At 64.2% G+C, this 24,486-nt stretch carries 20 protein-coding genes and 1 pseudogene; 13 read left to right on the forward strand and 8 right to left on the reverse strand.

Annotation, left to right across the window (positions count from 1 at the left end):
* The first annotated feature begins 81 nt into the window (after window positions 1-81).
* The 5 genes from QMY55_RS00710 to QMY55_RS00730 all read left to right on the forward strand — a co-directional run bounded on the left by QMY55_RS00710 (window position 82) and on the right by QMY55_RS00730 (window position 4,806).
* Window positions 82-468, forward strand: a complete 387-nt coding sequence (locus tag QMY55_RS00710; protein ID WP_283486816.1) for a DMT family transporter — start codon at window positions 82-84, stop codon at window positions 466-468.
* 1 nt (window position 469) lies between these two features.
* Window positions 470-1,687: a DegT/DnrJ/EryC1/StrS family aminotransferase gene (locus QMY55_RS00715; RefSeq protein ID WP_283486817.1), complete on the forward strand. Its 1,218-nt coding sequence runs from the start codon at window positions 470-472 to the stop codon at window positions 1,685-1,687.
* Window positions 1,688-1,833: 146 nt separating this feature from the next.
* Entirely contained in the window at window positions 1,834-3,462 is a 1,629-nt protein-coding gene (locus QMY55_RS00720) for an FAD-binding protein (RefSeq protein WP_283486818.1), read from the forward strand.
* Window positions 3,459-3,788, forward strand: coding sequence for a 4Fe-4S dicluster domain-containing protein (locus QMY55_RS00725; RefSeq protein ID WP_283486819.1), 330 nt, complete (start codon window positions 3,459-3,461; stop codon window positions 3,786-3,788). The genes QMY55_RS00720 and QMY55_RS00725 overlap by 4 nt, the downstream gene beginning before the upstream one ends.
* Window positions 3,789-3,840: 52 nt before the next feature.
* Window positions 3,841-4,806 (forward strand): ABC transporter substrate-binding protein, encoded by a 966-nt coding sequence (locus QMY55_RS00730; RefSeq protein WP_283486820.1) that lies wholly within the window; start codon window positions 3,841-3,843, stop codon window positions 4,804-4,806.
* Between the two features lie 8 nt (window positions 4,807-4,814).
* On the opposite strand, the gene QMY55_RS00735 is transcribed toward QMY55_RS00730, so the two are convergent.
* The 4 genes from QMY55_RS00735 to QMY55_RS00750 all read right to left on the reverse strand — a co-directional run bounded on the left by QMY55_RS00735 (window position 4,815) and on the right by QMY55_RS00750 (window position 9,689).
* On the reverse strand, window positions 4,815-6,116 hold the full coding sequence (locus tag QMY55_RS00735; RefSeq protein WP_283486821.1) for an SAM-dependent methyltransferase: 1,302 nt from the start codon (window positions 6,114-6,116) through the stop codon (window positions 4,815-4,817).
* Between the two features lie 45 nt (window positions 6,117-6,161).
* Entirely contained in the window at window positions 6,162-7,073 is a 912-nt protein-coding gene (locus QMY55_RS00740) for a hypothetical protein (protein ID WP_407650582.1), read from the reverse strand.
* Window positions 7,074-7,172: 99 nt separating this feature from the next.
* Window positions 7,173-8,237, reverse strand: a complete 1,065-nt coding sequence (locus QMY55_RS00745; RefSeq protein WP_407650583.1) for a peptidogalycan biosysnthesis protein — start codon at window positions 8,235-8,237, stop codon at window positions 7,173-7,175.
* A 78-nt stretch (window positions 8,238-8,315) separates the two neighbouring features.
* On the reverse strand, window positions 8,316-9,689 hold the full coding sequence (locus tag QMY55_RS00750) for an aspartate aminotransferase family protein (protein ID WP_283486824.1): 1,374 nt from the start codon (window positions 9,687-9,689) through the stop codon (window positions 8,316-8,318).
* A 265-nt stretch (window positions 9,690-9,954) separates the two neighbouring features.
* On the opposite strand from QMY55_RS00750, the gene QMY55_RS00755 reads away from it, so the two are divergent.
* Window positions 9,955-10,419: a MarR family winged helix-turn-helix transcriptional regulator gene (locus QMY55_RS00755; protein WP_283486825.1), complete on the forward strand. Its 465-nt coding sequence runs from the start codon at window positions 9,955-9,957 to the stop codon at window positions 10,417-10,419.
* 221 nt (window positions 10,420-10,640) lie between these two features.
* A complete protein-coding gene (locus QMY55_RS00760) occupies window positions 10,641-11,255 on the forward strand; it encodes an IS1595 family transposase (protein WP_283486826.1) in 615 nt (204 codons plus the stop codon).
* A gap of 121 nt (window positions 11,256-11,376) precedes the next feature.
* On the opposite strand, the pseudogene QMY55_RS00765 reads toward QMY55_RS00760, so the two are convergent.
* From QMY55_RS00765 to QMY55_RS00780, 4 genes and pseudogenes are all read right to left on the reverse strand, one after another.
* Window positions 11,377-12,697 (reverse strand): annotated as a pseudogene (locus QMY55_RS00765) (MFS transporter).
* 279 nt (window positions 12,698-12,976) lie between these two features.
* Complete coding sequence (locus QMY55_RS00770) at window positions 12,977-15,901, reverse strand: c-type cytochrome (RefSeq protein ID WP_283486827.1); 2,925 nt, start codon at window positions 15,899-15,901, stop codon at window positions 12,977-12,979.
* Window positions 15,898-16,455 (reverse strand): (2Fe-2S)-binding protein, encoded by a 558-nt coding sequence (locus tag QMY55_RS00775; RefSeq protein WP_283486828.1) that lies wholly within the window; start codon window positions 16,453-16,455, stop codon window positions 15,898-15,900. The genes QMY55_RS00770 and QMY55_RS00775 overlap by 4 nt, the downstream gene beginning before the upstream one ends.
* Window positions 16,456-16,552: 97 nt before the next feature.
* Complete coding sequence (locus QMY55_RS00780) at window positions 16,553-17,710, reverse strand: FAD-dependent monooxygenase (protein WP_283486829.1); 1,158 nt, start codon at window positions 17,708-17,710, stop codon at window positions 16,553-16,555.
* 323 nt (window positions 17,711-18,033) lie between these two features.
* On the opposite strand from QMY55_RS00780, the gene QMY55_RS00785 reads away from it, so the two are divergent.
* The 6 genes from QMY55_RS00785 (at window position 18,034) to QMY55_RS00810 (ending at window position 24,479) form a co-directional block, all read left to right on the forward strand.
* Entirely contained in the window at window positions 18,034-18,807 is a 774-nt protein-coding gene (locus QMY55_RS00785) for a maleate cis-trans isomerase family protein (protein ID WP_283486830.1), read from the forward strand.
* 11 nt (window positions 18,808-18,818) lie between these two features.
* A complete protein-coding gene (locus QMY55_RS00790) occupies window positions 18,819-19,655 on the forward strand; it encodes an alpha/beta fold hydrolase (protein ID WP_283488854.1) in 837 nt (278 codons plus the stop codon).
* A gap of 50 nt (window positions 19,656-19,705) precedes the next feature.
* Window positions 19,706-20,791 (forward strand): M29 family metallopeptidase, encoded by a 1,086-nt coding sequence (locus QMY55_RS00795; RefSeq protein WP_283486831.1) that lies wholly within the window; start codon window positions 19,706-19,708, stop codon window positions 20,789-20,791.
* Window positions 20,788-21,459: an N-carbamoylsarcosine amidohydrolase gene (locus QMY55_RS00800; RefSeq protein ID WP_283486832.1), complete on the forward strand. Its 672-nt coding sequence runs from the start codon at window positions 20,788-20,790 to the stop codon at window positions 21,457-21,459. Before QMY55_RS00795 ends, QMY55_RS00800 begins: the two co-directional genes overlap by 4 nt.
* A 92-nt stretch (window positions 21,460-21,551) precedes the next feature.
* On the forward strand, window positions 21,552-23,837 hold the full coding sequence (locus tag QMY55_RS00805) for a xanthine dehydrogenase family protein molybdopterin-binding subunit (protein ID WP_283486834.1): 2,286 nt from the start codon (window positions 21,552-21,554) through the stop codon (window positions 23,835-23,837).
* Between the two features lie 24 nt (window positions 23,838-23,861).
* Entirely contained in the window at window positions 23,862-24,479 is a 618-nt protein-coding gene (locus QMY55_RS00810; RefSeq protein WP_283486835.1) for a flavin reductase family protein, read from the forward strand.
* The last annotated feature ends 7 nt before the right edge of the window (window positions 24,480-24,486 follow it).

Raw genomic sequence — 24,486 nt, forward strand, 5'->3', positions numbered from 1 at the left:
CGGCCCTTGCTCGCTGTCCCTGGCCTGGAACAGGCTTGTTTTAAGCGTCGGGGCAAAGTTCGACGTCATGGATAACTCAAGATGAAGCGTTTTTACATCATCGGCTTTCTGGTGCTCATGGCTTTTGACACGCTGGCGCAGCTCAGCTTCAAGCAGGCCGGAGATTCCGCACTGCCGCTGGAGTTCTCGACCGGCTGGCTGTTGCGCGTGTTCGGCCAGCCCTGGATCTATGGGGCGTTCGTTGGCTATATCGGTGCTTTTTTCACCTGGATGAGCCTGCTCAAACACGCCCCTATTGGCCCGGCTTTTGCAGCATCGCATCTGGAAATCATTTCGGTGCTGGCCATCTCCTACTGGCTGTTCAACGAGCCCATCGGCTGGCCGCAGATCATCGGTTGCCTGTTCATCGTGGCTGGCATCATGTGCCTGGCCGTCAGCGAGACACAAGAGGTTGAAAAGGCGCACTGATATGCGCGAAATCACCGTTCCACCGACTGCCGGTCTGCCATTGCAGAGCGCAGATTTGTGGCCATGGGGTGCGGGAAATTTCGCACAGCTAATGGCTGGCTGGCTGGCGGTACCCGAGGTGCAGCTGCAGTGTTCGGGGACATCGGCGCTCATGGTGGCATTGCGGGCTCTCAAAACGCTGAAGCCGCAGCGCCGCGAGGTCATCGCGCCGGCCTACACCTGTCCGCTGGTTGCCCTGGCAGTGGCGCAGTGCGGTCTGCAACTGCGGCTGTGCGATCTGCGCAGCGATACCCTGGACATGGATGCCGAGCGCTTGCAGGCCTTGTGCAGCGAGCAGACCCTGGCCGTGCTGCCCACGCATCTTTGCGGGCGCGTGGCCGATGTGGAGGCTGCCCTGCAATCTGCGCGTGCCGTGGGCGCCTATGTGATCGAGGATGCGGCCCAGGCGCTGGGCGCGCGCAGCGATGGCGTGTCCGTGGGGCTCAAAGGGGATGTGGGGTTTTTCAGCCTGGCCGTGGGCAAGGGGCTGAGCACGTTTGAGGGCGGTGTGCTGATCGCGCGGGACCCCGCCATGCGTGCTGCATTGAAGGCCGCCGGGCGTACCACCAGATTCAGCCCTTGGTGGGAGCTTCGGCGCAGCGTGGAGTTGCTGGGGTATGCGCTGCTCTATCGCCCTCGCTGGCTGCACCTGGCCTATGGCAAGCCGCTGGCTGCATCGCTGTCGCGTGGTGATTGGGTAGAGGCGGCCGGGGATGATTTTGATGACCACATCCCGCAGCACAGTCTGGGACGCTGGCGTCAGGCCGTGGGTGCCAGAGCGTTGCGCCGTCTGCACCATTTTCAACGCACGACGGCGGAGCAAGCCAGGATGCGTGTGGCGCAATTGAAGGATTGCGGGCTGGATGTGGTGACCGATGCCACGCCTGCTGCACAAGGTGTGTGGCCGGTGATCCTGCTGCGCTTGCCCAGCCAGCGGATCAGAGACGCCGTGATGCGTGCGCACTGGGGCGATGGCAGCGGCCTGTCGCTGCCCTTTGTCCATGCGCTGCCCGACTATGGACGCTATGGTCATGTGCTGGCGTCTGCATGCGATGACGATGTAAGTCAGGCGCGGGATTGGGCCGGGCGCCTGCTGGCCATCAGCAACAGCCCCTGGCTGGATGACGCGCGCTTTGCGCAGTTTTTGTCGGTTCTTGAGGGGGCACTGCTGCAAGGATGACACCAGCGTCTGTGAGCAGCAATTTGTCCGCAATAAAGATATAGAAATCCATTCGTTCCGTTTTGAACACGCCGTTTCTACACTGAATTGGTACCGAGCCGAAACGCTGCATGGCGTGAAGGCAGAGAGCCAAAGGAGTCGTGGAAATGGGTGCGAAAACATCAACAGAGCAGAGGGTCGCCGACACAGCAGCCGCCGTACAGCACGATGTGGATGTGCTGATCATTGGCGGCGGTCCCGCAGGTGCTTGGGCCGCCATCAGCGCGGCAGGGTATGGAGCCAGCGTGGCGCTGGTGGACAAAGGGTATTGCGGCACCTCGGGTGCCACTGCACCTTCGGGCTGCGGTATCTGGCATGTGGAAAACAAGGGCGATTTGCGCGAGAAAGCCAAGGCTAGCCGCTATGCCATGGGTGGCATGCTGGCAGAGCAAGCCTGGATGGACCGCGTGCTGGGGCAGACCTGGAGCAATATCGAGCTGCTGACCGAATGGGGCTACCCCTTTCCTGTGGATGCAGAAGGTGCGCTGCGCCGCAACTCCCTGCAAGGCCCGGAGTACATGCGCCTCATGCGCAAGCAGGTCAAGGCCTCAGGCGCGCGCATTCTCGACCACAGCCCGGCGCTGGAGCTATTGCTCGATGATGACGGGACTGTCTGCGGCGCCAGCGGCGTGCGCCGCCAGACGCAGGACCGCTGGCAGGTGCGTGCTGGTGCCACGGTGATTGCCACGGGTGGTTGCGCGTTTCTGAGCCGCGCCCTGGGCTGCAATGTGCTTACCGGTGATGGCTATCTAATGGCAGCAGAAGCAGGGGCCAGGCTGTCGGGCATGGAGTTCTCCAATGCCTATGGGCTGGCGCCTGCCTTTTCTTCGGTCACCAAATCACTGTTCTACAACTGGGCCAGTTTTTACTACGCCGATGGCCGCCCTATCGAAGGCGCGGGCTCCTCGCGCGGGCGCAGCGTGATTGCCCAGACCCTGCAGACCCAACCTGTGTTCGCGCGCCTGGACAAGGCCGATGCGCGCATTCAGGCCTGGATGCGCACGGCGCAACCCAATTTTTTCGTTTCGTTCGATCGTCAGGGCATAGATCCGTTTCATGAGCTATTTCCTGTCAGCCTGAGGCTGGAGGGCACGGTACGCGGCACAGGCGGACTGGATATCGTGGCCGACGATTGCGCAACCTCTGTACCAGGCCTGTATGCCGCAGGCGATGCCGCTACGCGGGAGCTGATCTGCGGTGGCTTTACCGGCGGCGGCAGCCATAACGCGGCCTGGGCCGTGTCATCGGGCTTCTGGGCCGGCGCGGGGGCCGCTGATTTCGCTTTGCACAACAAGTTGGGCCGCAAGCCTTTGTACCGTGCGGGCCAGACTGGCTTGCAGGAGCAGGGGTCAACACCGCTCGACAGCCGGCAACTGATTGCAAGCGTGCAGGCCGAGGTCTTCCCCTATCAGCGCAACTGGAGCCGCCAGTCAGACGAGCTGCAGCAATCCCTGCAGAACCTCGATGGCCTGTGGCAGCAACTGCGCGCAGGTGCGGTGGTAGGTGATATGACAGAGCGGCTGCGTCTGCGAGAGGCCGCAGCCATGCTGGCCACATCACGCTGGATGTACCGCAGCGCCTTGCAGCGCACGGAAACTCGCGGCATGCACAGGCGCCGCGACCATCAGCATCAGGACCCTGAGCAAAGGCATCGCTTGATTGCAGGCGGACTCGATGAAATCTGGGTAGGCCGTCTGCCTGTCAAAGACTCATTGTCAGAGGAGGTTTTTGCATGATTGAAATCGTCAGCGCCCAGCGCTGCACGGGCTGCAATATCTGCGTTCATGCCTGCCCCACCAATGTCTTCGAGATCGTGGCCGGAAAGCCGCCGCGCATTGCGCGTCAGGACGATTGCCAGACCTGCTTTATGTGCGAGCTGTATTGCCCGGAAGATGCCCTCTATGTCGCTCCGGTGGCGGATGCACCCGCGCAGGCCGAAGAGGCTGCGTCTGCGACTCAAGCCCTGATGGGTAGCTATCGAGCCTCCATAGGCTGGGGCAAGGGACGCCAGTCAACCGCCAGTCTGGATGCCAGCTTCGAGCTGCTGGCGCGTGCGCACTGAAAGACTTCCTCTCATGTCAGAACTTCAGCATTCTTTTTCGCAAATCACTGCTGTGTCTTCTCTGCAGCGCCGCCAGTGGTTGCTGGCCGCATTGGCTTCGGCTGTGCCGGGCTGGGCCATGGCACAGACCGCGGCCACCGCGCAAACCCTGCGCCTCGGTTATATCGGTCCGGGCAGGAAGCCAGCCTATGCCACGGGCTGGGCGCTGCAGCAGGGCATTTTGCAGCGCGAGCTGGAGCCGCAAGGCATCACGCAAGTGGTGACGCGTGTGTTTCCCAATGGACCCGATCTCAACGAGGCACTGATAGCAGGCCATCTGGACATAGGAATTTACGGCGATACGCCTGCCATCGTCGCTCATGCACAGGGCTTTCAGGGGCGCTTGCTGGGCTTTGACAGTGTGGGCATGAATGCCTGGCTGCTGACGCCGCGCACGGGCGTCAAGAGCCTGCAGGAGCTCCAGGGCAAGGTGGTGGGGGTGGCCTTGGGCTCCTATATGCACCGTTTTGTGCTGGGCCTGCTCAAGCTGCAAGGCCTGTCCGGCAAGGTCAAGGTCGTGCATATGTTGCCTAGGGATGGCGCGCCTGCGCTGGAGCGTGGGGATGTAGCTGCATTTGCGGCTCCCAATAATCTTGGCCCCTTGCTGATCAGCCAGGGCTTTCCGGTGTTGGCCGAGGCACTGCAGACGCCGCAGTTGCTGGGCACATCGGTGGTCGTGGCGGCGCCCAAACTGCTGGAAAGAGTGCCGCAATTGCCGGCTGCCTGGGTGCGGGCTCGCAATGCTGCACTCAAGGAAATACGCACCGACAGCGAGGCCTACTACGCGTTCCATGCCGAGGCCAGTGGTTTCCCATTGCAGGCCGTCAAGGCCGCCATACCGCTGTCAAACCTGCCTGATCAGAGCTATCCGCAACAGGGCCTGAACCTGCTCGCGCAAGCCAAGCGCTTTTTGCTCGAGGAAAAGCTGATACGCAAGGAATTCTCCGTCGAGCAGTGGCGGATTGCCGGCCTGGTCTGAAGCGGACCTCAAACCATCGACATGCTCTTTTGCGGCGCGGCGTGAGCATCTGCTGCGGTGTTGCCCGAACCGCTCTCTCGCACACGCAGCTGTGCCTCGCGTTCTGCCACATAGTCGCGCGTCAGCGGCACAGCTTCCTGGCGGCGCGCGAGCTGGACCTGGAAGATGGCGATGTCCTGATAGCGGAAGGCCGTCTCGGACATGGACAGATAGAACTCCCACATGCGGCAGAAGTGCTCGTCATACAGCGCTGCCGCTTCGGCGCGGCGCGCCATGAAGCGCTCGCGCCACAGGCGCAGGGTCTGGGCATAGTGCAGGCGCAACACCTCGATGTCGCAGACCACCAGGCCCGAGCGTTCGATGGCCGGCGTGAACTCGGACATCGACGGTATATGGCCGCCGGGAAAGATGTAGCGTTCTATCCAGGGGTTGTTGAAGTCCGGCACATCGCTGTTGCCAATGAAGTGCAGCAGCATCACGCCGTCGTCGCTGAGCAGCTCATGGCATTTGCGAAAAAAGGCGTCATGAAACCGGGTGCCCACATGCTCGAACATGCCGACCGAGACAATGCGGTCAAAGGGTCCCCGTGTATCGCGGTAGTCCTCCAGCCGGTATTCAAGCTGCGCGGCTTGCGGTGACTGTCCGGCCTTGAGCTGGGCCCCGGCCAGTTGTTCGGTGGACAGGGTAATGCCGGTGACATGGCCCGCACCTGCAACTTCGGCCAGATAGCGCGAAAGCCCGCCCCAGCCGCAGCCTATGTCGAGCACGCGCTGGCCTGGCTCGATGAGCAGCTTGGCCGCGATATGGCGCTTCTTGGCCAGTTGTGCGGTTTCGAGATCTTCATTGCCTTGCTCGAAATAGGCGCAGGAATACTGGCGCTCGCTATCGAGAAACAGCTGATACAGCCTGTCGTCCAGATCGTAGTGGTGTGCCACATTGGCGCGCGATTTGCTGCGCAGATTGTTCTGCAGCAAGGGCCGCAGCTTCATGCGCCAGGCATCCAGCATCTGCACGGTGGCGCTGACAGGCACATGCTTGGCACCGCGCAGCACCAGCTCCAGCACATCGTAGACCGTGCCTTGCTCGACCAGCAGGCGCTGTTGCATGAACATCTCGCCAAAGTTCAGGTCGGGGTCGCGCAGCAGCGCGAAGACGGCGCGTTTGTCGGTGAACCGGATGCGGGCCTGAGGCTGGCCGCCGTCGCCAAATGTCAGCGTGGTGCCTGCAGGCGTGACGACTTGCAGCTGACCAGTCCTGACCAATGGATCGAATGCGCGTTGCAGCAATTTTTCGGTCAACCGGTCCAGCATGTCAGCTCCTTGAAACAAGTTCGCGCGAGGCGTTGAAAGTGATGTTTATCCCGTGTGGCTGGCAGCGATATGCGCTACCAGCCTTTGATTCAATCCGTGTTGTCCAGCCTGCCATGCTGCCAGCGTGGCGGCATCAATCTGCGTGTCCTGTCCGTCTCCGGCACTCAGCAGGCGCTTCCACCAGGTGGCATAGTGCCATGACGACACATCACCTGTGATGTCACTGCCTGTGATCTGTCCGTGCAGCGCATCGATCAACTGGACAGCCTGCTGTTCCAGCATCTGGCCCTGGTCCCAGTTGGTGCGCACAACCTCGGCAGCGAAAACATCCTTGTCAATGCTCAGATAAGTGTCCTGTGGCCAGGCATGCAGATGGTTGGACAGCGCCTTCACCAGCTCCGAGATATTGGCAAAGCTGCGAAATGCCTTGCCCGCGCCCAAGCGCCTGGCCCAGCCGGTGTCCACGCCGCAGCTCCAGTAGGTGAGCTTGCCGGCACGCAGTGGCCGCAGATAGTTCTCCCAGGCATGGCCCGAACCAATATCCTGAGAGGTGATGCCCGCCACATGGACTTGGGAGACTGCAGGGTGCATGGCCACGCGCCGTACCCAGGAGCCGCAATGCACGCCCCAGGGAAAGCGCATATTGTCCGGATGGTTGTCCAGCACCACGACACGCAATGGGCGTGCTGCACTGAAGCCCTGCTGTGCAATGCAGCGCTCTATCAGCGGCCAGCTCAGGTGATGAAAATCACCGCTGCCCATGAGCACCGTGCCATGCCGCTCGGGCAGGGCAGTCTGCATGGCTGCGGTGAAGCATTTGAAGGTGCCAAGGCCGCAGCCAAAGCGCACCCTTTCCTGCCACGGTTGCAGCGGCAGGCGCAGCTCGTCGGCCAGTGGACCCACAGAACCATCCATGTCGAGTATTACGGGTTGCCACACCATGTCATCACTCTCCATAAAACCGGCGCGGCCAAGCTGCGGGACAGCGAGGAAGGGCCGCCCCGCACCGAGGCGGTCGTCCCCCTCTGGGGGAAGGCGCGTAGCGCCCCAGGGGGCTTACTTCCATTGGCTATCGCTTTCAAAATGCCCGGCAAAGCGGCGTCCCAACGCGCGCAGCAAAGGGTTGCGGATAAACACCGCGTGTTGAGTCATGGTGAAGCGGGCGCCAAGCTGGGCCTTGACTTCGGGGTCGGTCCAGCCCGCCACATAGTGGCTCAGGCCGCGCTCCAGTGCGTATTCGAGATTGACCATCCAGCTCACAAAATACAGATTGGCTTCGCGGGCTGCGGGGTAGGACAGACCTATGTATTTGTCGATCAACTTGCCGCCATGCTCGAAGCAGAGATTCCAGCCCAGCAAGGCATTGCTTTGCAGATCCCGGTATTCGAACACCATGCCGCCGTTGTCCGCATCGCGCAGCAAATCGGCAAAGAAAGCACGGGTGAGCTTGTCGAAATGAATTTCGCTTTGTGCATACACGGCTTCGAACAGCGCGTAGTACGCGTCCACGCTTGCGTCATCGGCAAATGCGGGGCCTGTGGGAATGCGCTTGATCGCCAGTTGCGCACGGCTTTTGAGCTTGCGCTTGAGGCTGCTGCGCCGGTTCTTGGACAGGCCCGCCAGGTATTCTTCCGGGCTGGTGAAATCAATGGACACATAGGCCAGGGCCTGGCCTTCCACGGCGATGAAACCCTGCTCCTTCAGCGCCTGCAGCAGTGTGGCGGACGCGGCGTTGTCTTCGCTGCTCAGTAGGGGCGAGGCCTGGGGCAAGTCCTTGACGATGGTGAGCATCCTGCGCCCGGCGTGGTTGCGCAGTTGCTGGGCCAGCTGCATGGCATCTTCAGTCTGAGGCAGCAACGCATATTCGCTGACCGTGGTGCCGACAAAGTCGGTCTGCAGGCGCAGCCTGGAGCTCAGCCAGTGACCGCCCGGAAACGACAAAAGACGCGCCTTGAGCGCGTCATCTGCGGTGGTCAACAGGTCGAATGGGGCGCTGAAGGCAGGTGCCGGCCAGTCCTTCAGCAAGGCAAAGCCTTCTGGGGGGTGGCTGGTGAACTGCCTCAACAGTCCGCTGGGTTCGAGCTGGTTGCGATAAGGCTTGTCCCTCATCATTTCAAGCATACGCAAACAATCAATTCAGTAGCATCAGGCGCTTGTTGGTAAAGCGCTTAATGCTATTTTGACTTGAGTTTTGCTGTATCAGGCAGCCTTTGCCTTGGTCAGCAATTGATCCAGCAGCACCATGGCTTCGTCGATCTCGGGACGCGTGATCATCAGCGAAGGAGCGAAGGTGATGACGTTCTTGTAGTAGCCGCCCACGTCCAGCACCAGGCCGCGTTTCTGGCCGTTGTATTCCAGACCGCCTTCGAGGCCGATGTCGACCATCTTGTCCAGCAGCGCCTTGTTGGGCGTGAAGCCGTCTTCGGTGCAGATCTCGGCACGCAGGGCCAGGCCCAGGCCGTCCACATCGCCGATTTCCTTGTGGCGCTTTTGCAGCTCCTTGAGGCCTTCGAGGAAATAGGCGCCCGATTCGCGCACCTGACGGCCGAAGTCCATCTCGTGGGTCATCTTCATGACTTCCAGGCCCAGGGCCGTGCCCAGCGGGTTGGAAGCGAAGGTGGAGTGGGTCGAGCCAGGTGGGAACACCGTGGGGTTGATCAGTTCTTCGCGTGCCCACAGGCCCGACAGGGCGTTCAGACCGTTGGTCAGCGCCTTGGCGAAGACCAACACGTCGGGGTTGACGCCGAAGTTCTCCACCGACCACAGCGTGCCGGTACGCCAGAAGCCCATCTGGATTTCATCGACCACCATCAGGATGCCGTGGTCGTCCAGCACCTTCTTGAGGCCCTTGAAGAAGTTGGGTGGAGGCACGACGTAGCCGCCCGTGCCCTGGATGGGTTCCACGTAGAAGGCCGCGTATTCGCACTGGTTGGTCTTGGGGTCCCAGACCGCGTGGTATTCGTTCTCGAACTTGCGTGCGAACTCGCGCACGATCTGGTCCGAATACTCCTCGGACGTCATGCCCTTGGGACGACGGAAGGGATAGGGGAAGGGGATGAACTGCGCGCGGTCGCCGAAATGGCCGAAGCGGCGGCGGTAGCGGTAGCTCGAAGTGATGCTGGAGGCGCCCAGCGTACGGCCGTGGTAGCCGCCCTCGAAGGCGAACATCAGGCTCTTGCCGTTGCTGGCGTTGCGCACCACCTTCAGCGAGTCTTCGATGGCCTGGGCTCCGCCCACGTTGAAGTGCACGCGGCCCTTGCTGCCCCACTTCTTTTCGGCGTCCTGGGCGATGAACTTGGCCAGCTCGATCTTGGTCGGGTGCAGGTACTGGCTGGCAACCTGGGGCAGCTCCTTGAGCTGCTCGATCATCTTGGCTTCCAGGCGCGGGTTCTTGTAGCCGAAGTTCACGGCCGAATACCACATCTGCAGGTCCAGATAAGGTGTGCCCGCGTCGTCGTACATATAGCTGCCTTCGCAGCCGGTGAAGATCTTGGGGGGATTGACGTAGTGGACGGTGTCGCCGAACGAGCAGTATTGGGCTTCGTCGGCCAGCAGTTGGGCGGTATTGATCACAGCAGAAAAGACTCCGGAAAGTATGCGGGCGCAGTGTGGCCGTGCAATCTTTCCGACCTGTCGAGCAATTGTGTGCGAATTGTGGAGGCATCCTGCCCAATCACCTTATCAGAGCCGTTGCAGTTACAGCTCCTCGCTTGTCTCTGTGCCATTTCAAGCGCGGCGATGTGTATCTATATCAAATGTGATCAAGTGGTGGATGGATCCAATCCATCCATGAGTTTCCCCATCCCATGCTGTCGATCTTTGCTAAGCTCATGCATCAATGACAAATCCGCCAACCGCTACAGCCGACCATGACGGCTACCGCTTTTCCGACCAAATCGGTCACCTGCTGCGGCGCGTTTACCAGCGGCATGCGGCGCTCTTTCAGCACTACATCCCCGACTCGCAGCTCACGGCGGCACAATTTGTGGTGCTGTGCTCGGTTCGCGACAACAGCGGCAGTTCGCTGGCCGACATCGTCAAGGCCACGGTCATTGACCAGGCCACGATACGCGGCGTGGTTGATCGGCTCAAGCAGCGCGAACTGGTGCAGGTGGACCATGACCGCATCGACCGCCGCAAGGTGGTTATCAGCCTGACCGAGGCTGGCCAGCAGTTGGTGCGCGAGATGGAACCTTTTGCCCAGCAGATCACTGAAAGCACCTATGGCCGGCTCAATCCGGCCGAGCGTCTGGCGCTGGATTTCCTGCTCAAGAAAATGCTGGAGGGCAGCGATTCCGGCTGAGCTGCTGAGCCCTTTAAAAAAGGTAATCCCCACCCAAACCGGACCAGAGTTACGCTGGTCCGACGATGAAACGATGTCCTGAATGTTCCGCAAGCAGGCCCTACAAACTGTCCGATGGACGGCTCAAGTGCCGTGCGTGCGGCAAGCGGTTCAGTTGGACGTCTGTGTGGGATTCGGTACGGTTGAGTAGCCGCAGCAAGACCGGTCTGCTGGAGTTGTTCGTGTTCGGTGTGCCGGTGTATCGGCAGCGTTTTGACACGTCGGTCAGCGATAAATCGCGCGAGCGCTTCTACCGACTGATCCGCGCCTGCATGGCGCAGCAGGAACAGTTGCGTGAGCCTTTCACCGGCGCTCTGGAATGCGACGAAACCACGTTTGGCGGGGCTCAGCACGGCAAGCGCGGCTGGGGAGCTGCTGGCAAGGTCATGGTCTTCGGCATCGTCAAGCGCAATGGCCAAGTGAAGGCTACGCCGATTGCCCGCCACGACCAGGCAGCCATCATGGAGCAGATCCAGGCCCATACCCGCGAGGGCTCGCTGTACTACACCGATGCCTGGCAGGCCTATGCCACCTTGCGGCTACGAGGTGGTCATGTAGTGGTGCGCAAGGAGAAGGGCAAACCGGTTGGACGAGACCACATCAATGGGATCGAGGGCTTCTGGAGTTACGCCAAGAACTGGCTGTATCCATACCGTGGTGTGCCCAGCAAATTTTATTTGGCAGAAACGTGCTACCGATTCAACCATCGCGATGAGGACCTGAAACCCTTGCTGCGTAAGCTTTTGCAGGCAACTCCCACCTTCGAAATTCAACCCATATTGGTCCGATCTGGGTAGGAATTACCTTAAAAAACACAAAGGCCAGAAGGAAAAATCCTTCTGGCCTTGTTGCTGAGCCAGCTCACCAGCGACGCCCTTGCCCTTGTGGCAAAGGCGACTCCGGCCGCTCAGGGAGTCATCAATCCAGCGCTCGGTTGCGCGACTCCACATCCACCGCCCAGATCGAGACCGCACCACCCAACAGCATGGCGGACAGCACGACCAGGGCCAGCGTGAAGTGGGTGGCCATGATGGGAGCGATGATGGCGGGGGCGAACAGGCCCCCGAAGCGGGCCACGGCACCGGCCATGCCCATGCCGCTGGCGCGCAGGTCAGTCGGATAGACCTCCGGGGTGAACGCATACAGCGCGCCCCAGGTACCCAGCAGCGAGAAGCTCATCAGCAGGGTGGAGCCGATGACCACGAAGGGCGACGAGCCCAGGCTGTAGAACATGCAGCCCACGGCGCTGAGCAGCAGGAAACCGATCAGCGTGGGCTTGCGGCCCCAGCGCTCGACGCCATAGGCCGACAGCGCGAAGCCCGGCAGCTGCACCAGCGCCAGCACCACCAGGAAGACCTGGCCGCGCATGAAGGCAAAGCCCTCGCTGCTGAGCTTGACCGGCAGGTAGACGAAGACCCCGTAGTAGGCGATGGAGATCAGCGCCCAGGCCAGGAACAGCGCGAGGCTGCGGCGGCGCAGCTCGCCCGAGAACAGCGCGAAGACCGACTTGCGCTCCTGCTTTTCGGGCTGCAGTTCGGGGATCGGTGCCGAGTTGCCGTTGACCTTGGCGACGCGCTCAAGCACCTTGCGGGCCTGGTCCGACTTGCCGTTGCGGTTCAGGAACATGGGCGACTCGGGGATGTAGAAGCGCAGCACCACGCCGATCAGCGCCGGAATGCCGGTCACGAAGAAGATCACGCGCCAGGCGTCGTCGCCCCAGGACACGGCCACCAGCGCCAGGATGGCCAGGAAGATGGTGCCCACGGCCCAGAACGACTCCAGCAGCACCAGCCAGCGGCCGCGGCGGTCGCTGGGCAGGAACTCGGCCATCATCGTGTGTGTAGTCCACCGGCAGCGTGCCACCCACGCCGATACCGGTCAGGAAGCGCAGGAACAGCAGCCAGGCGAACTCGGGGGCGAAGGCCGACGCCACGCCGCAGCACGCATCGATGACCACCGCCATCATCAGCACCGGGCGGCGCCCGATGCGGTCGGCCAGACGGCCGAACACGAAGGCGCCGATCAGCATGCCGATGAAGAAGAAAGTGCCGGTCTGCAGCGCCTCCGGAACCGTCTTGCCGAAGGTCTTGGCAATGGACGGCGCGCTGAAGCCTATCGACAGCACCTGCATGGCGTCCGCCAGCCAGACCAGTCCGAAGATTACGAAGAGCCGATATTGGAACTGGCCGACACCTGCTGTCTGGATGCCTTTTTCCACAGAAATAAATGAAGATGACATGTAGGAACTCCTCTTTTTAGTCACCGCAACGCTGTTGAATCCGCATTCCGCCAAGACGCCATTCGTTATCGACACGCGCCTTGCCAGAAAACCTCTGGCGCAATAAGCCCCCTCGGCACCATCCGCATGGTCCGATCACGAAAAACCTCTGTCGTTGTCTGGAGCCCCGCATGCAATGCGACGGCCTCTGCCCTGCTCCAGCATCTGATCGTCAGAAGCGGGACCCGAGGGCCGCCTCCTGTATCTGCGGCACCCCTATGCCGCCGCCCGTTTCCACCCTTATTCCGGGTGTGCGTGCACTTGGGCACGCAACCGGCTAATCGTCGTCGTATCGTCTGGCCAAGCTTTCTCCTCCGGTGCAAATCGTTCGCGCAAATAGCCGAGCAGATCGGCGATCTGCCGGTCGTCCAGGCTGTCCCTAAAGCCCGGCATATAGCCCAGGGCGTCATTGGCGGGTGTCTGTATGCCGTTGAGGATGACCTGGACCAGGTTGTCCGGCGCGGCGGCATGCAGGTTGGTGTTCAGGCCCAGCAGCGGCTTGACGCCGAACAGGGTGGGGCCGCTGCCGGCCTCGTGGCAGACGGCGCAGGCGTTCTGGTAGATGCGCTCGCCATTGATGTGGCGTTCGAGCACCCTAGCCGGCGCGTCCTGGACCTTGGCCTGGGCCTGCACCGGTATTTCATGAGCCGCCTGCGGCGCCTGGCCCGGCAACTCCATCAGATAGGTGACCATGGCGCGCACATCGGCCTCGGGTAGTTCGGCCAAGCCGTGGATGACGGGCGCCATGGGGCCGGCGGCCACGCCATGGCGTGCCGAGAATCCGGTGCGCAGGTATTGGTATAGCTCGTCGCGACGCCAGGGCAGCTTGCCGCCGGCCAGCTGGTTGAGCGCCGGCGCGCTCCAGCCTTCGGCCTCGCCGCCGCTCAGGTAATGGATGCCGGTCTTTTCGGCACCCAGAGCATTGCGCGGCGAGTGGCAGGCCGCGCAATGCCCTGCGCCTTCGACCAAGTAGGCGCCGCGGTTCCATTCGGCGCTGCGCGCGGGGTCGGCCTTGAAGGGTGTGGCGTCGTGGAACAGCAGGTTCCAGCCTGCCATGGCCGGGCGCAGGTTGTAGGGAAAGGCCAGCTTCGTCTCGGGAGCCTTGGCCTTCACGGCGGGCTGGGACATCAGGTAGCCGTACAGCGCCTGCAGATCGCCATCGCTGAATTTGGCAAAGGCCGTGTAGGGGAAGGCAGGATACAGCTGGCGCCCATCCTGATGGATGCCGTGGCGCATGGCACGCTCGAAGGCCGCGTAGGACCAGCGGCCGATGCCGGTTTCGTTGTCGGGTGTGATGTTGGTGGAGTAGATGGTGCCGAACGGTGTCTCCAGCCCGAAGCCGCCGGCATTGGCCGCGCCGCCCGGGGCTGTGTGGCAGACCACGCAGTCGCCCGCTGCCGCCACTAGGCGGCCGCGTTCCAGGGCCTGCGGCGAGTACAGGGAGACGTCGGGCCCCTCGGTCAGCGGCAGGGCCGGCTTCAGCGGCCAGGCCATGGCGGCCATGCCGGCAAGGCCTGCGGCGCCCGCAGCCAGCCAGCCCCAGCCACGGCCACGGCCGGACCCTGCAATGGATGGTTTGCCCGCGCCCTCGCCGACCAGTGCCAGGCGCAGCTGCTCGGGCTGGAAAGGCACTTCGCGCAGGCGCACGCCCGTCGCATGGTGGATGGCGTTGGCAATGGCGGCAGCGGCGGGCAAGGTGGCCACACCGTCCAGCGCCAGACTGCCCTGGCGGATGACTGCGACATCGCCGGGCGCATGCTGCGCCAGATCGGAGCCAGGCTTGCCGGCTGCAGCGGCAGAACCAGCCCAGTCATCAAAAGCGGGGGCCGTGCCCAGCAGCCGGCGCGCATCGGCCAGCAATTGCGGGTCCTGCTGGAAGATCTCGGGCCGGGTTCTGGCGGCCTGCGCCGCTTGCAGGGTGCGGCTGTCATGGCCGGCTACCACGCGGGTCACTTCAATCTCGCCTGTTTGCGGATGCACGGCCACCTCGGCCACCCAGGCGCTCCAGGCATGGAGGTCGGCGCCCTGCGCATCCAGGGTCTGCAGCTGGGCGGTGGCAAAGCCCCGGCCCAGCAGGCGGCCATCGGCGCCCTGGTAAGACGGTGCTTGCTGCGATGCCTGCGCACGCTCGGCCACCTGCTGCGCCAGATCGCGCACCGGGCCTTCGGGCAGGTGCTGCAGCCGCCATTGCACGGGATCGCGACCCTGATCCAGCGCCTGCTCATGCCAACGGCTTTCGCGGGCAAAGACCTGGGCGGCGTTTAGATCATCGACGCCGGCATGCCGCAGGCTGGCTGCCAGCTTGCGCTCGTGCACTTCACCGGCATCGAGTACGGTGGCCAGGGCAGCAGCGCGCGCCAGCTCGGGCTGGCTCAGCAGGCGCGCCATGCTGGGGCGCACGGCCCAGGGCGTGTCGGACTGCAGCAGGTCCGGCTGCGGCGATGTATTGACCACATGGAGCTGCGCCTGCGTGTCGGAGGCAAACCCCTGCGAAGGCTGCACATCCACGCGCAGCACCAATTCACGGCTGTCTGCGGTGCCCGCAGCCCAGGCATCGCAGGCCACGCTGACTGGCCGGCCCACAGCCTGCGACAGCAGGGCCGCATCTGCGGCAGCGTCCATGAGGTCCAGCGCATGCGGGGTGCCGGCCGCCGGGGCCGGCAGGCTGAACAGCCGCAGCGCGGACTCCGTACATTGCAGCAATGCGGCCAGTTCGCGGCTGATCATCTGCCGCACATCGGCATCGCAGGGCGGCAACCAGATGCTGGCATGGCCGTCCAGGCACCACACGGCTGTGCGTGCAACACCTTCGCAAGACATGGCGCCCGCCATGCGCCAGATATAGCGGCCGGAATCGGGCAGGTCGGCCTTGTCGGCCAAAAGGGGCACGCTGGCGGCCTTGGCTTCCTGTCGGTTATCCCAGGCAGGAGCCAAGCTGGCAGCAGCCTGCCGGGCATGGACAGGCGCCACGGCCACCACGCCCAGAAAATGCCCGCGCTGCACCGAGGCCACCACGCCGGCCATGGCCTGGGCGTCCTGCAGCCGTGCATGCAAGGGCACGCTGCCCCGATAGCGCAGCCCGTCCCAGGCCGCAACGGGCGGGCGCAGCGCCAGACCGTGCAACAGGTCGGAAGGTAGGGCGGGGGCGCTGGCGGCCTGGCTCATGGCTGGACCTCGCCCGCGCAGGAAGATGGAAATTCGGTGGGCGCCTGCAGCGCGGCGCGGTGCGCACGCAGCTCCACGGCCCGCAGGGCGGCTTGCATGATTTCCACATGCGTGCCACAGCGGCACAGGTTGTGGTGCAGCTCGTTGCGCAATTCCTGCTCGGAGGGATTCGGGATACGGCGCAGCAGGGCCTCGACGGTCATGATCATGCCGTTGAGACAGTAGCCGCACTGCGCTGCCTGGCAGTCGATGAAGGCCTGCTGCGTGGGGCCGGGGCACTGGCGCGAGCCCAGTCCTTCCAGCGTGGTGATCTCGCGGCCCACGGCAGCGCGCACGGGGATCACGCAGGAACGCGCGGCCACGCCATCGATCAGCACCGTGCAGGCACCGCACTCGCCCAGCCCGCAGCCGTACTTGGGCCCGTTCAGCTCCAGGTCGTTGCGCAGCACATGCAGCAGCGCCGTCTCGGGCGCTGCCGGCACCTCGCATGCGCGTGCATTGACCTGCAGGCGGATGGGGTAGGTGTTACTGCTGGAATGAATTGGAGTTCCCATGGGGTCAGGCTCTTGCAACTTGGCTGCGGTTCAGGATGTCGACGTTCTGCGGCCGAACAAGAGGGGCACGCCCCCTTTGTCCGGCAGGCAGCGAGTATCAGGCCGCTACCTTGACCTTGGGCTCAGCCAGGGGCACGTTGAACACGTCATAGCCAAAACACCACGACGGATCCTCGTTCGTGCGCAGCCAGGTGTTGTCGTGCGAGATGCGCTGCACCTTGCTGGCGCGCTCGGCCCGGTTGGCTTCGTAGAGCGCGAAGGCCAGCTCATGGTTGCTGGCGCCGACCTCCTTGAGGCAGCGTGCCAGCATGGCGCCATCCTCGATGGCCATGGCCGCGCCCTGGGCCATGTGCGGCTTCATCGGATGGCAGGCGTCGCCCAGCAGCACCAGACGGCCGCGGCTCCACAGCGGCAGCGGATCGCGCTCCAGCAGCGACCACTTGGTCACCTCCACCGTCGCGTCGATCAGCGCCTGCACCGTGGGGTGCCAGCCGGAGAAGGCCTCGCGCATCTCGTCCTTGCTGCTGGGCAGCCAGCGGTCGTCGAGGTCCCACTGCTCGACCGGCACGCCGGTCACGTAGTACAGCTCGTCGGCCTTGCCGGTGACGAAGTAGGTCATCATGTGGCGGTCGTCGCTCCACCACTTCACGCAGGCATCGAAGGGCAGCATGCCGGCCTTGACCTCGGGCGTGGGGAACACGGCGCGGTGCGCCAGGTAGCCCGCGTACTTGGGCAGCTCGGGGCCGAGCAGTTCCTCGCGGATGCGCGAGTTCACGCCGTCGGCGCCGATCACGATGTCGGCTTCCTCGGTCGTGCCGTCGGCGAAGTGCATCACCACCACATGGCCGCGGTCCTCGACCTTGGTCAGGTGCTTGCCGTAGGCCATCACGCTGTCGGGCAGGGCCTCGATCAGCAGCGCGTGGAAGTCGCCGCGGTGCACCGTCAGGTAGCTGGCACCGTATTCCTTGACGGCGTAGTCGCCCAGCGGGATCTGGGCCAGCACGTCGCCGGTCTGCCAGTGGCGGCTGTACCAGTAGTCGGGGTGCGAGCCCTGCTGGTTGAGTGCATCCTCAATGCCGATGCGGCGCAGGATCTTCATCACATTCGGCCCCACGTGGATGCCTGCTCCCAGGCGCGAGAAGCTGGGCGCCTGTTCATAGACACGGACATTGAAGCCTTCCTGCAGCAGCAGCTTGGCGGCAGCAGCGCCGCCGAGGCCGGCACCGACGACAGCGATACGAGGGGATTGGGACACGGTTTTCTCCTTGCGGGAATGTTGAGAGTCAGACAGAACGGCCGTCGCTTCAGCCGGGTCTTGCAGCAGGTACAGCAGGATCCATGCCAAGAGTCAAAAAGCCTTAATTCAGGTGTATACACTTGATTTTTGATCGGTATCAATTGCACCACGAGGCGGCAGAATAAATTGATTTATGCTTTTTATGGTGCAATTTATGCACCATTTAAGTACAAACACCGATAAAAATGAGGTTTGCAAGACGGCACGTCTTTTGCAAGAATAAAGCGTACACACTCATTTGATATTCATCAAACCCTCGCAAACCCGCAACAAGGCAAGTCATGACCAAAACGTTCCGCATCGGCCAGATCGTCCCCAGCTCCAACATCACCATGGAGACCGAGATCCCGGCCATGCTGCGTGCCCGAGAGGGCATCCTCCCCGAGGAAAGCTTCACCTTTCACAGCAGCCGCATGCGCATGCACAAGGTCACCAAGGAAGAGCTGGCCGCGATGAACAAGGAAGGCCTGCGCTGCGCCGCCGAGCTCGCCGACGCGCGGGTCGATGTGATGAGCACCGCCTGCCTGGTGGCCATCATGGCCATGGGCCTGGGCTACCACCGCCAGACCGAGCAGGAACTGACCGCAGTGGCGCGAGCCAACCAATGCCTGGCCCCGGTGATGACCTCGGCCGGCGCGCTGGTGGAAGGGCTGAAGATCATGGGCGCCAAGCGCGTATCGATCATGGCGCCCTACATGCGGCCGCTGACCGACCTGGTGGTGCAGTACATCGAGCACGAAGGCATCGAGGTCATCGATTCCATTTGCTTCGAGATCCCCGACAACCTGGAGGTGGGCCGCCGCGATCCGCTGCAGCTGCTGGACGACGTGAAACGCCTGAACACCAAGGGTGCCGACGTGATCGTGGCCTCGGCCTGCGTGCAGATGCCGTCGCTGCCCGCCATCCAGCGCATCCAGGATGCGACCGGTATCCCCACCGTCTCCACGGCCGTGTGCACGGTGCGCCGCATGCTGGACCACCTGGGCCTGGAGCCCATGGTGCCAGGCGCTGGCGCGCTGCTATCGGGCGCCTATCCCAGCAACTCCAAGGCCTGAGGAGCATTCGCATGAGCAATACCACCAGCACCTTCCTCCATGGCGGCAACGTGCACGCCAACGGCATCCGCCAGCACTACCTGCGTTACGGCGGCGCAGAGGGCGAACGAGCACAGCGCGACGCCGTCATCCTGATTCCCGGCATCACCAGCCCGGCTGTGACCTGGGGCTTCGTCGCCGAGCACCTGGGTCGCCAGTTCGACACCTATGTGCTGGACGTGCGCGGGCGCGGCCTGTCGTCCTCGGGACCGGGCCTGGACTACGGGCTGGATACTCAGGCCGCCGACGTGGCCGCCTTCGCCCAGGCCCTGGGTCTGTCGCGCTGGGCCCTTATGGGCCATTCGATGGGCGGACGCATCGCCGTGCGCGCTGCGCGCAGCCAGCCGGCCGGTCTCACGCGCCTGGTCATCGTCGATCCGCCGGTCTCCGGCCCCGGCCGCCGCGCCTACCCGGCCGCCCTGCCCTGGTATGTCGATTCCATCCGCCAGGCCACGCTGGGCATGGATGCCGAGGCCATGCGCGCCTTCTGCCCCACCTGGACCGAGGAGCAGCGCCAGCTGCGCGCCCAGTGGCTGCACACCTGCCATGAGCCGGCCATCGTCCAGAGCTTCGAGGACTTCGGCCGCGACGACATCCACGCCGACCTGCCCCACATCCGGCACCCGCTGCTGCTGGTCACGGCCGAGCGCGGCGACGTGGTGCGCGCCGAGGACGTGGACGAGTGGCAGGGTCTGGCACCCCAGACCGCGCATGTGCGCGTGCCGAACGCGGGCCACATGATTCCCTGGGACAACGAGGCCGGCTTCTATGCGGCCCTCGGTAACTTCCTCGGTGCACGGGTGGACTGAATGCCCGCCAACCACCTTTGTCCATCCACCGCGACGCCAAGGAGAGCCACATGTCCGTCAGCGATATCGATCTGATCCACGCCTGGAAGCAGGTGCTCACGCTGTCCCGGCTCGAAGCCGGCCAGACCATCACCGTGCTCACGGGTGCCGACACGCATCCGCAGACGCTGCGCTGCGCCATTGCCGCCTCCAGCGAAATGGGGGCGCGCGTCAACCGCCTGGACCTGCCGCCCGTCAATGCCGAAAAATCCCTGAGCCGCGACTCGCTGGCCTACCTGGGCACGACGCCGCTCACCGGCAACCCGGCCGCCATCGCCGCGCTCAAGGCCAGCGACCTGGTGCTGGACCTAATGACGCTGCTGTTCTCGCCCGAGCAGCACGAGATTCTGCAGACCGGCACCAAGATCCTGCTGGCCGTGGAGCCGCCCGAGGTGCTGTGCCGCCTGGTTCCCACCGAGGCCGACCGCGCGCGCGTGCAGGCGGCGGCCAAGCGGATCGAGGCAGCCAGGCAGATGCACATCACCTCGGCTGCGGGCACCGACCTGCACTGCCGGCTGGGCAGCTTTCCGGCCATCAGCGAGTACGGCTTCGTGGACCAGCCCGGCCGCTGGGACCACTGGCCCAGCGGCTTCGTGCTGACCTGGCCCGACGAAGGCGAAAGCAACGGTCGCGTGGTCCTGGACCGGGGCGACATCCTGCTGCCCATGAAGGACTACGTGATCGAGTCCATCGAGCTGGTCATCGAAAAGGGCTACGTCACACGCATCAGCGGCGGCCTGCAGGCCGACCTGCTCAAGGAGTACATGGCCTCCTACGAGGACCCCGAGGCCTATGCGGTCTCGCACGTCGGCTGGGGGCTGCAGCCGCGCGCCCACTGGTCCATGCTGGCCCACTACAACAAGGAAACCCACATCGGGATGGACGCCCGCGCCTTTGAGGGCAACTTCCTGTGGTCCATGGGCCCGAACAACGAGGCCGGCGGCAGCCGCACCACGGCCTGCCACATCGACATTCCCATGCGCCGCTGCTCGGTCGCGCTCGACGGCCGCCCGGTCGTTATCGCCGGCGTGGTGCAGGACGAGCAGGGACTGGCGCGCGCCGCCAGACAGCCGAAGCAACGAAAGGACATCGCATGACAACCACCACCAGCGCCCAGAGCATCCCCACCGAGGGTGTGCAGGGCGACATCTCCGCCTATGCCCGCCAGGGCTTCGGCACGCCGCTGCCGCTCAAGGCGCCCTTTGGCCTGCTCATCATCGACTTCGTCAACGGCTTTGCCAACCCGGCCGTCTTCGGTGGCGGCAACATCCCCGAGGCCATTGCGCAGACGCGCCATCTGCTGGCCCACGCGCGCGAGCGCGGCTGGCCGGTGGCACACAGCCGCATCGTGTTCTCGGACGACGACGCCGACAGCAATATCTTCTGCCTCAAGGTGCCGGGCATGCTCACGCTCAAGGAGGGCAGCCACGACAGCGCCATCGTGCCCGAGCTGGCGCCGGCGCCGGGCGAGTATGTGGTGCGCAAGGCCACGCCCTCGGCCTTCTTCGGCACGATGCTCGCGCCCTGGCTGGCCCAGCGCGGCGTGCAGACCCTGCTGGTGGCCGGCTGCGTGACCAGCGGCTGCGTGCGCGCCAGCGTGGTCGACGCCATGCAGTCGGGCTTCCGCCCGCTGGTGGTGGCCGACTGCTGCGGCGACCGCGCGCTGGGCCCGCACGAGGCCAACCTGTTCGACATGGCGCAGAAATACGCGGCGGTCATGCCATTGACTCAAGCCCTTTCCGACACCGACTCCCTCGCGCGCTGATCCCACCGCAAGAACGCGTCTATAGGGGCCGGCAACCCGTGGCCGGCCCCGCACGCATGCATGATTGGCGTGCCAGCGAAGAACACTGCCCCATGAACCTGCCCCAGCCCCAAGCCCTGCACACGCAGTTGCTGACCCGCCCCGCCACCTTGCTCGTGGTGCGCCAGCCGGTGGCGCCGCCACGGCCCGCGCCAGGCCAGCCCGGCACGGCCACCGACTATGTACAGTCCACGCCCGAGATATTCGTGGCCGTACTAGCCGACGACAGCGCCCCACAGGGCTGGCGTGCCATGGCCTTCAACGGCCATGTGGACCTGGGCACGGGCATACGCACGGCCCTGGCCCAGATCGTGGCCGAAGAGCTGGAAGTACCCCTGGACCGGCTGGAGATGGTGCTGGGCCACACGGCTGCTGCGCCCAACCAGGGCCCGACCATTGCCAGCGCCAGCATCCAGATTTCCGCGGTACCGCTGCGCCGCGCAGCCGCCCAGGCGCGCGAGCAATTGCTCGCGCTGGCCGCGCAGCAATGGAACGTGGCGGCAGGCCTGCTCCAGGCCCGCGAAGGCGTTGTGCGCTTCACTGACGGCAGCGATGCCCGCGCACTTGGCTATGGCCAGTTGCTGCGCGGCCAGCAGTTGCAGCTGACGCTGGCCCCGCCCGATCAGGACGTGAAGCTCAAGCCCGCCAGTGAATACCGGCTGGTCGGCCGTGGCGCGGCGCGCGTGGACATCCCCGCTAAGGCCTCCGGCGAGCTGAGCTTTGTCCACGATGTGCGCGTGCCCGGCATGCGCCATGGACGCGTCGTGCGCCCGCCGCACCCGGGCCGCGACGGCGGCGACTTCATAGGCCGCTGCCTGATCGCCGTGGACCGCGAGTCCGTCGCCCGCCTTCCCGGCAATGTGCAGGTGGTCACCGAAGGCGACTTCGTCGGCGTGGTCGCCGACCGCGAGGAGCAGGCCATCGCCGCCATGCGCGCGCTGCGCGTGCAGTGGCGAGCCGTTCCGCCCGCGCCCGACCTGAACGACTTGGCCAGTGCCATCCGATCCAATTCCGCCCAGCATCGCGCCCTGGTCAACGAGGGCGATATGGATGGTGCCTTCGCAGGCGCCGCCACCGAGCTGCGCCGCAGCTATGTCTGGCCCTACCAGATGCATGCTTCCATCGGCCCCTCCTGTGCCGTGGCTGACTTCCAAGACGGGCACCTGAAATTGTGGGCTGGCACGCAGAACCCGCATATGCTGCGCACCGACCTGGACCGGCTGCTGCAACTGGGCGAAGACCGCATCGAGATCGTGCGCCTGGAGGCGGCCGGCTGCTATGGCCGCAACTGTGCCGACGACGTCTGTGCCGACGCGGCCCTGCTGTCCATGGCCGTGGGTGCGCCCGTGCGCGTACAGCTCACGCGCGAGCAGGAACACCAGTGGGAGCCCAAGGGCACGGCCCAGCTCATGGACGTGAGCGCGGCCATCAATGCGCAGGGCGAACTGCTGGCCTACGACTTTGCCGTGCGCTACCCCTCCAACGACGCGCCGCTGCTGGCTCTGCTACTCACCGGCCGCATCCCGGGCCAGCCGCGCACGCTGGAGATGGGCGACCGCACGGCCGTGCCGCCCTACCGCTACGCCAGCCAGCGCATCGCATGCCATGACATGGCGCCCATCGTGCGCTCCTCCTGGCTGCGCGGCGTCTCGGCCCTGCCCAATTCCTTTGCCCACGATTGCATGATCGACGAGCTGGCCCATGCGGCGGGCGCTGATCCCGTCGACTACCGCCTGCGTCACCTCGATGACCCGCGTGCCGTCGAGTTGATCGAAGCCACGGCACGCCACGCAGGCTGGCAGCCAAATCAAACGGGAAGCCGGGGCAGATCCGGCACCGATGGACTGCTGCACGGGCGCGGCGTGGCCTATGCACGCTACGTGCACAGCCGCTTTCCCGGCTTCGGCGCGGCCTGGGCGGCCTGGGTCATCGACATCGACGTAGACCCCGCCAGCGGCCGCATCGCGGTACGTCGGCTGGTCGTGGGCCAGGACACGGGAATGATGGTCAACCCCGACGGCGTGCGCCACCAGATCCACGGCAATGTCATCCAGACCTTGAGCCGCAGCCTGATGGAGAAGGTCGCCTTCAATGCGCAAGGCGTGGCCAGTCGCGAATGGGGCAGCTACCCCATCATCGGCTTCCGCGACCTGCCGCCCATCGAGGTGGTGCTGATGCCGCGCCAGGACAAGCCCCCCATGGGTGCAGGCGAATCGGCCTCTGTACCCGGCCCGGCCGCCCTGGCCAATGCCTTGTTCGATGCCACGGGCCGACGCTTTTATGCGGCACCGTTCACGCCGGATGTGGTGCGTACCAGAATGCAGGCACTTGCAGCATAAGAACGTATCTTCTTACCTAGAACCATGACAACTACACATTCATATGCGCCGCGGCAAGGCCACGGCCTGCCCCACGACCCTTTCAACGCGATCGTGGGCCCCCGCCCCATTGGATGGATTTCCACCTGCTCCGCGGCAGGCGTGCTGAACTTGGCGCCTTACAGCTTTTTCAATGCGTTCAATTACGTGCCGCCCATCATCGGCTTTGCCAGCATCGGACACAAAGATACATTGGCCAATATCGAAGCGACCGGCGAGTTCGTATGGAATCTGGCGACCGAGGCCCTGGCCCAGCAGATGAACCAAAGCAGTGCCTCGGTACCTCCCGAGACGGATGAATTCACCCTGTCCGGCCTGACTCCTTTAACGTCTTCACAGGTGCGGCCACCCCGCGTGCAGGAAAGTCCCGTTTCCATGGAATGCCGGCGGACACAGATCATCCAGCTGCAAGGCGCTGATGGCTCGACCGTGCCCACATGGCTGGTGCTGGGCGAAGTGGTGATGGTGCATATCGACACATCGCTACTGGACAACGGAATTTTCCAGACTGCACGTGCCCGCCCGTTATTGCGAGCGGGCGGTGCGGGGGACTACTTCACAATCAGCATGCAAGGGCATCTTGATATGCGCAGGCCGAAATAAGCCGGCC

Source organism: Comamonas resistens, assembly GCF_030064165.1.
Lineage (GTDB): Bacteria > Pseudomonadota > Gammaproteobacteria > Burkholderiales > Burkholderiaceae_C > Comamonas > Comamonas resistens.